General features: G+C 52.6%; 1 rRNA gene. It reads right to left on the bottom strand.

Annotation, left to right across the window (positions count from 1 at the left end):
• Window positions 1-12: 12 nt before the first annotated feature.
• A 23S ribosomal RNA gene (locus AB1K91_RS19905) occupies window positions 13-2,937 on the bottom strand.
• Window positions 2,938-3,034 lie beyond the last annotated feature (97 nt).

Raw genomic sequence — 3,034 nt, 5'->3', positions numbered from 1 at the left:
CGCTTTTCGTTTTTAGTTAAGTCCTCGATCGATTAGTATTCGTCAGCTGCACGTGTCACCACGCTTCCACCTCGAACCTATCTACCTCATCGTCTCTGAGGGATCTTACTCATTTAAAATGATGGGAAGTCTCATCTTGAGGGGGGCTTCATGCTTAGATGCTTTCAGCACTTATCCCTTCCGCACGTAGCTACCCAGCTGTGCTCCTGGCGGAACAACTGGTGCACCAGCGGTGCGTCCATCCCGGTCCTCTCGTACTAAGGACAGCTCCTCTCAAACTTCCAACGCCCACGACGGATAGGGACCGAACTGTCTCACGACGTTCTGAACCCAGCTCGCGTACCGCTTTAATGGGCGAACAGCCCAACCCTTGGGACCGACTACAGCCCCAGGATGCGATGAGCCGACATCGAGGTGCCAAACCTCCCCGTCGATGTGGACTCTTGGGGGAGATAAGCCTGTTATCCCCGGGGTAGCTTTTATCCGTTGAGCGACGGCCCTTCCATACGGCACCGCCGGATCACTAAGCCCGACTTTCGTCCCTGCTCGACTTGTAGGTCTCGCAGTCAAGCTCCCTTCTGCCTTTGCACGCTACGAATGATTTCCAACCATTCTGAGGGAACCTTTGGGCGCCTCCGTTACTCTTTGGGAGGCGACCGCCCCAGTCAAACTGCCCACCTGACACTGTCTCCGAACCGGATAACGGTTCTGGGTTAGAATGTCAATACAGCCAGGGTGGTATCCCACGGATGCCTCCACCGAAGCTGGCGCTCCGGCTTCTAAGGCTCCCACCTATCCTGTACAAGCTGTACCAACATTCCATATCAGGCTACAGTAAAGCTCCACGGGGTCTTTCCGTCCTGTCGCGGGTAATGCGCATCTTCACGCATAGTATAATTTCACCGGGTCTCTCGTTGAGACAGTGCCCAAGTCGTTGCACCTTTCGTGCGGGTCGGAACTTACCCGACAAGGAATTTCGCTACCTTAGGACCGTTATAGTTACGGCCGCCGTTTACTGGGGCTTCGGTTCACAGCTTCGGGACGAAGTCCCTAACCATTCCCCTTAACCTTCCAGCACCGGGCAGGTGTCAGCCCCTATACTTCGCCTTACGGCTTTGCAGAGACCTGTGTTTTTGCTAAACAGTCGCTTGGGCCTTTTCACTGCGGCTTCTCCTAAAAAGAAGCACCCCTTCTCCCGAAGTTACGGGGTCATTTTGCCGAGTTCCTTAACGAGAGTTCTCCCGATCATCTTCGGTTACTCACCGTGCCTACCTGTGTCGGTTTGCGGTACGGGCACCTATTTCCTCACTAGAGGCTTTTCTTGGCAGTGTGAAATCAGGAACTTCGGTACTAAATTTCCCTCCCCATAACCGCCTGGAATAATGTTGAGTGGATTTGCCTGCTCAACTTCCTCACGGCTTGGACGCGCATGACCAGCAGCGCGCTTTCCCTATCCTCCTGCGTCCCCCCATCGTTCAAGCGGATTTAGGTGGTACAGGAATATCAACCTGTTATCCATCGCCTACGCCTTTCGGCCTCGGCTTAGGCCCCGACTAACCCTGAGCGGACGAGCCTTCCTCAGGAAACCTTGGGCTTTCGATGAAAGAGATTCTCACTCTTTTTTCGCTACTCATACCGGCATTCTCACTTCTAAGCGCTCCAGCCGTCCTCACGATCGACCTTCACCGCCCTTAGAACGCTCTCCTACCACTGACATCGTAGATGTCAATCCGCAGCTTCGGTGGTGTGTTTAGCCCCGGTATATTTTCGGCGCAGCGTCACTCGACCAGTGAGCTATTACGCACTCTTTCAATGATGGCTGCTTCTAAGCCAACATCCTGGTTGTCTAAGCAACGCCACATCCTTTTCCACTTAACACACACTTTGGGACCTTAGCTGGCGGTCTGGGCTGTTTCCCTTTCGACCATGAACCTTATCACCCATGGTCTGACTCCCAAAGTAGATTGATTGGCATTCGGAGTTTGACTGAATTCGGTAACCCGATGAGGGCCCCTAGTCCAATCAGTGCTCTACCTCCAACCATCATCCTTTGAGGCTAGCCCTAAAGCTATTTCGGAGAGAACCAGCTATCTCCGTGTTCGATTGGCATTTCACCCCTACCCACACCTCATCCCCGCACTTTTCAACGTGCGTGGGTTCGGGCCTCCAGTCAGTGTTACCTGACCTTCACCCTGGACATGGGTAGATCACACGGTTTCGGGTCTACGACCACCTACTATATCGCCCTATTCAGACTCGCTTTCGCTGCGGCTCCGTCTATACAACTTAACCTTGCAGGGGATCGTAACTCGCCGGTCCATTCTACAAAAGGTACGCCGTCACCCATTAACGGGCTTCGACTACTTGTAGGCACACGGTTTCAGGTTCTATTTCACTCCCCTTCCGGGGTGCTTTTCACCTTTCCCTCACGGTACTGGTTCACTATCGGTCACTAGGGAGTATTTAGCCTTGGGAGATGGTCCTCCCGGATTCCGACGGAATTTCACGTGTTCCGCCGTACTCAGGATACACTCCGGAGGAAACCACATTTCAAGTACAGGGCTCTTACCTTCTATGGCGGGCCATTCCAAGCCGCTTCGTCTACATGGTTTCTTTGTAACTCCAAAGGAGTGTCCTACAACCCCAGAAGGCAAGCCTTCTGGTTTGGGCTGATTCCGTTTCGCTCGCCGCTACTTGGGAAATCGCATTTGCTTTCTCTTCCTCCGGGTAATGAGATGTTTCAGTTCCCCGGGTCTGCCTCGTATCACCTATGTATTCAGTGATACGTACTATCCAACAACGGATAGCGGGTTCCCCCATTCGGAAATCTCCGGATCAAAGCTTACTTACAGCTCCCCGAAGCATATCGGTGTTAGTCCCGTCCTTCATCGGCTCCTAGTGCCAAGGCATCCACCGTGCGCCCTTCTTCACTTAACTAATAACGCATGATGCTTAAATTCGCGACAATAAAAATTGTCTTGCTTTAAAGTTTGATGTTCTGGCATGTTGTTTCTTATCTAGTTTTCAAGGTTCA

This window comes from Terribacillus jepli, from assembly GCF_047228925.1.
GTDB lineage: Bacteria > Bacillota > Bacilli > Bacillales > Amphibacillaceae > Terribacillus.
Note: the sequence above shows the minus strand (reverse complement) of the source record. Positions and strands in the feature narration are given on the sequence as shown.